The organism is Chryseobacterium sp., from assembly GCF_022712095.1.
Taxonomy (GTDB): domain Bacteria; phylum Bacteroidota; class Bacteroidia; order Flavobacteriales; family Weeksellaceae; genus Chryseobacterium.
Genome location: NZ_JALAHD010000083.1, coordinates 1 through 4,847 on the forward strand (window position 1 = coordinate 1; position 4,847 = coordinate 4,847).

The following is a 4,847-nucleotide window of genomic DNA, read 5'->3' on the forward strand; positions in this document are numbered from 1 at the left end:
CAGATAGTTATTAATAGCATAGCTTCCTCTAAAGTATTTAGAAATAGCTGTAGCAATAGCTATAATAAAATAAACCCCAAATATATATTTAGGGTTTAATATGATTTTAAGAATTTTCTCTTTCAAAGCTGTGTGATGTATTATACCGCAACATTATTATCTCTTAACGCATCATTAAGTGATGTTTTCTTATCTGTAGATTCTTTTCTTTTCCCTATAATTAAGGCACAAGGAACCTGATATTCTCCTGCTGGATACTGCTTGGTATAGCTTCCCGGAATTACTACGGAACGAGAAGGAACTCTTCCTTTGATTTCCACCGGCTGATCTCCTGTAACATCAATGATCTTAGTAGATGCAGTAAGAACAACATTAGCTCCTAAAACTGCTTCTTTTTCTACGTGTACTCCTTCTACTACGATACATCTTGATCCGATGAAACAATCATCTTCAATAATAACCGGCGCTGCCTGTAACGGCTCTAAAACACCACCGATTCCTACACCACCGCTTAGGTGTACATTTTTACCGATCTGTGCACAGCTTCCGACTGTTGCCCATGTATCCACCATTGTTCCTGAATCTACATAAGCACCGATGTTTACGTAAGAAGGCATCATGATTACTCCTGAAGCAACGAAAGAACCTTCTCTTGCAATAGCATGAGGTACAACTCTTACTCCTTTTTCTGCATAATTTCTCTTTAAAGGAATTTTATCATGAAACTCAAACGGACCTACTTCAATAGTTTCCATTTTTTGAATCGGGAAATACATTACTACTGCTTTCTTCACCCATTCGTTTACCTGCCAACCGTTCCCTGTAGGTTCAGCAACACGAAGTTCTCCTGAATCTAATAAAGAAACAACTTCTCTGATTGCTTTCTGGCTGTCTTCATTCTGTAATAGGTCTCTATTATCCCAAATGTTTTCAATTGTTTGTTGTAACGACATGTCTGTAATTTAGATTAAAATAATTTTTTACAGGCAAATTTACAAAACTCTTTGCGCATGTAGATAAGCTTTGTTCCAATATTTTTCATTTAATGAAGAAATTATAACTCCTTTTGAGGTTGAAGCATGAATAAATTTAATTTCTCCGTCATTTCCGATATCGTGAACTATACCTACGTGAGATACACGGCTCCCTCCTGCTGTCGCAAAGAACAACAAATCACCGGGTTTTACTTCCTTGATATTTATTTTCTTCCCTGTCTCTGCCTGATCTGCAGACCTTCGGGGAAGTTTATAATCGTTTTCTTCAAATACTTTTAATGTAAAACCTGAACAATCAAAACCTGAAGATGTATTTCCTCCGAATTTATAAGGAGTCCCAATATATCTTTCAGCATCTTTTAACAGACTTTTAGCAGAACCTGTCGCTTTTCCGCTATAATTGGAATCTAACGTCCTCAGGTTTTCCGTTTTTGCTACCGTTTTAGTGTTTGTGCTTTTCTTGGCAGCCACACTTTTAGAACTCCCGCATGATACTATCAGGGAGGAAGTTAATAATAAAACTGAAAGTTGCTTTATTGCTGTGTTTCTATCAAATAATCTTAAAACCATATCACCTTGATTTTTACTAAAGTAACTGAATTTTTACAAATATACATATTATATTTTAATTATCTATAAACTATACTAGAACTATACTATAATTATAGTTTTAATATTTTTATTTAATTAAATATCACTATATTTGGCACCAACTCATTGCATATGGCTACATACGAAAGCTTGATTAAACTGAAAGGATCTGTTGGTGATCTGGTGTTCTATACCCTGAACGGAAAAAATGTGGTCCGGAAGAAAAGCGGATTCAATAAAACTGCTTATAAAAAGAATCCTGCCTATGAAAAAGTAAGGCAGAACAGTTCGGAATTCGGACATTGTTCCAAAGTGGGGAAAATGATCAGATCAGCACTGGAAGAATATATCAGGGAATCCAACGATCCCCTCCTCTATCAGAAATTCGCCCGATTAATGACACAGATTAAGGATCTTGATACTGTTTCAGCAAAGGGAGAAAGAACCGTATATAACGGAATGCTTACAGAAGAGGGAAAAATATTGCTCAGACAATTTCAACTGGGCAAAAAATCTAACCTGGAACATTTGTCCATGAGTATGGGATTATGGGATAAAAGCCTTCATTTAAATAATATTAATGCTGACGAAATTTCTATTGTCACTTTGAAGGTTGATTTTGAAGCGTATACTACAGATCACACAGAGCAGATAGTCCCTTTTACTGGTCAGACTGAAGCTTCTTTTGATAAACAATTTTCTGATGATGATTTCTTATTCTATTTTGTCGCTACCAAAAGAAAAGGAAAGATAACAGCAATGGGATTTGTATAATAAAAAAGCCTATAAATTCAATTTATAGGCTTTCATATTTTTAAAAAGTTTTTAATTTAATTTTTTTCTCCCGTCCAGCTTCCTGACCTCTCCGGAGTCGGAACAGAATTCTTCCAGCTTCCGTTTCCTTTATCGTCAGCAAGATTTCCTCTGAATTCTCCGTCGGAAGGTAAACCTACTACAGCATTCAATTCTCCGGAATCACTTAGACGTCCGGAAATACTATAATTTTCTTCATTAATATCCGAATGCATTGTTCCCGTCACTTTTCCGTCACTTGCTACCACAATATTCCATACTCCTTTGTCACTTCCTTCATAAGTCCCGGACCAGGTTCCTATATAGTCATAAATAGTATCTTCATCGGAGCTACAGCTTAACAGGAAAAGCGCAGTAAAAAAAAGTAGAAAAAGTTTCTTCATAGGTAATGATAGTTTTTATTTATAATTTTAAATCCGGGCTAAAATACAAATATTTTTTAAATATCAATAAATGAAGAACCTTATTTATTACTAAACGATACTGTTTATATAAAAAGAATATTAAAATTTTAATATTTTATCTATATTTAACTTAATCCTTCTATCTGACCATTCTTAAAATCAATATGAAGAGCTTGCGGTTCTTTTGGTAAACCAGGCATGCGCATGATATCCCCAGCCAAAACTACAATGAATTCTGCTCCGCGGTTGATTACAATATCTGAGATCTGGAATTCAAAATCATGGGCGACTCCGTATGCTTTCGGATCTGCGGAGAAAGAATACTGTGTTTTGGCAATACAAACCGGAAAATTATTCATATCTGTTTCCTGAATTTTTTTGATCTTTATAAGAGCCTGCGGGCTAAAGTTTACAGAAGCTGCGCCATAGATATTCTTTGCAATTTTCTCTACTTTCACTTTAATAGGATCATGATCTTCATAAACAAATTTCAGTTTTTCAGAAGGTTTTTCTTCTATCATACTGACAACAAGCTCAGCGAATTTCATAGCTCCGTCACCTCCTTTGGTAAAGGCATCATTCAGAGCAAAGCCTACTTCACATCGTTTGCAGAAATCCTGAATGATTTCTATTTCTTCCTCAGAATCGGTATTATATTTATTGAAGGCAATTACTATACTCTGACCATAAGAACGAATGTTTTGAATATGCTTTTTCAGATTGTCCAATCCTTTAATAATTCCTAATTTATTAGGCTGTTTGATTTCATTGATAGAAACTCCCCCATGCATTTTCAATCCTTGTGCAGTCACAACAATCACTGTAAGTTTAGGGTTTAATCCTGCTTTACGGCATTTGATATCAAAGAATTTTTCTGCTCCTAAATCAGCCCCGAATCCGGCTTCTGTAATAACGTAATCTGCATGACTCATCGCCATTTTTGTAGCAATCACAGAATTACATCCATGGGCAATATTGGCAAAAGGACCTCCATGTATAAAAGCTGCTGTATTTTCTGTAGTCTGAACAAGATTAGGGTTAAGGGCATCTTTTAATAAAACTGTAATAGCACCGGCAACTCCCAGATCTTTTATGGTAAACATACTTCCATCAGCTTTATATCCCAATAATATGTTTTCTATTCTTCTTCTTAAATCATCTAAATCCTGAGAAAGGCATAGGATGGCCATGATTTCGGATGCGGGAGTAATATCAAATCCTGATTCCTGTGGAACACCATTAGCACTTCCTCCTAATCCTGTCGTTATATTTCTTAAGTTTCTGTCATTAACATCCAATACTCTCTTCCAAAGTACTTCTTTCAATACTTTATCAGTTCCTCTGTTATGATAATTATAGTTATCAAGGAGTGCAGTAATCATATTGTGAGCAGAAGTAATGGCATGAAAATCTCCTGTGAAATGCAGGTTAATATTTTCCATTGGTAATACCTGTGCATGTCCTCCGCCAGCTGCTCCCCCTTTCATTCCGAAACATGGACCTAAAGAAGGCTCACGAAGTGCTACCACAGCTTTTTTTCCTATTTTATTTAACCCTAATGCTAACCCTATTGAAACGGTGGTCTTTCCGATTCCAGCCTTGGTGGGTGTAATAGAAGTTACTAATATCAGATTGGACTGATCTATTTTGTCCTGGGAAATCAATTCAAGAGGAACCTTTGCCATATGCTTTCCATACGGAATCACCTGTTCTTCCTGTATACCTACTTTCTGAGCAATTTTTGTAATCGGTTCTAAGGTTGTGGATCTTGCAATTTCAATATCTGAAGGAAACTTTTTAGCTTCTGTAGTATTCATATGTTTTCTCTGTTTAGAATGTATTCAAATGTACTTATTTTATGTTTCTTTGAAGGTGAGAAACATCATATAAAGGGAAATAAACATAGATAATATTATAATTATCCGTTTTTAAACTATTATAAATCAGTAAGTTATTTCATTATAATTCATAAGAAATACCCAAAGTTTAACTATTCAACATATAATTGACACCTGCTCTCACATACGGCATCCCTAAAAATAAA

At 35.2% G+C, this 4,847-nt stretch carries 5 protein-coding genes; 1 reads left to right on the plus strand and 4 read right to left on the minus strand.

Translation table 11 applies throughout. The annotated features are described in order from the left end of the window. Positions 1–140: 140 nt before the first annotated feature. Together Q0A18_RS03835 and Q0A18_RS03840 are read right to left on the minus strand one after the other, a co-directional pair. On the minus strand, positions 141–953 hold the full coding sequence (locus tag Q0A18_RS03835; RefSeq protein WP_292008853.1) for a 2,3,4,5-tetrahydropyridine-2,6-dicarboxylate N-succinyltransferase: 813 nt from the start codon (positions 951–953) through the stop codon (positions 141–143). A 39-nt stretch (positions 954–992) separates the two neighbouring features. Next, complete coding sequence (locus Q0A18_RS03840; RefSeq protein ID WP_292008854.1) at positions 993–1,565, minus strand: C40 family peptidase; 573 nt, start codon at positions 1,563–1,565, stop codon at positions 993–995. Positions 1,566–1,718: 153 nt separating this feature from the next. Here Q0A18_RS03840 and Q0A18_RS03845 point away from each other — a divergent pair, with 153 nt between their 5' ends. Next, positions 1,719–2,360 carry a hypothetical protein gene (locus Q0A18_RS03845; protein WP_292008855.1) on the plus strand — a complete coding sequence of 214 codons (642 nt, stop codon included), beginning with the start codon at positions 1,719–1,721 and terminating at the stop codon, positions 2,358–2,360. A 56-nt stretch (positions 2,361–2,416) separates the two neighbouring features. Here the strand turns inward: Q0A18_RS03845 and Q0A18_RS03850 are convergent, their stop codons facing one another. Next, positions 2,417–2,782, minus strand: a complete 366-nt coding sequence (locus Q0A18_RS03850) for a hypothetical protein (protein WP_292008856.1) — start codon at positions 2,780–2,782, stop codon at positions 2,417–2,419. A gap of 146 nt (positions 2,783–2,928) precedes the next feature. Beyond that, positions 2,929–4,620, minus strand: a complete 1,692-nt coding sequence (locus Q0A18_RS03855; protein ID WP_292008857.1) for a formate--tetrahydrofolate ligase — start codon at positions 4,618–4,620, stop codon at positions 2,929–2,931. Positions 4,621–4,847 lie beyond the last annotated feature (227 nt).

Bases quoted from the DNA above. Each gene is read 5' to 3' on its own strand.
- Q0A18_RS03835 (WP_292008853.1), bottom strand. From the start codon at position 953: ATGTCGTTACAACAAACAATTGAAAACATTTGGGATAATAGAGACCTA.
- Q0A18_RS03840 (WP_292008854.1), bottom strand. From the start codon at position 1,565: ATGGTTTTAAGATTATTTGATAGAAACACAGCAATAAAGCAACTTTCA.
- Q0A18_RS03845 (WP_292008855.1), top strand. From the start codon at position 1,719: ATGGCTACATACGAAAGCTTGATTAAACTGAAAGGATCTGTTGGTGAT.
- Q0A18_RS03850 (WP_292008856.1), bottom strand. From the start codon at position 2,782: ATGAAGAAACTTTTTCTACTTTTTTTTACTGCGCTTTTCCTGTTAAGC.
- Q0A18_RS03855 (WP_292008857.1), bottom strand. From the start codon at position 4,620: ATGAATACTACAGAAGCTAAAAAGTTTCCTTCAGATATTGAAATTGCA.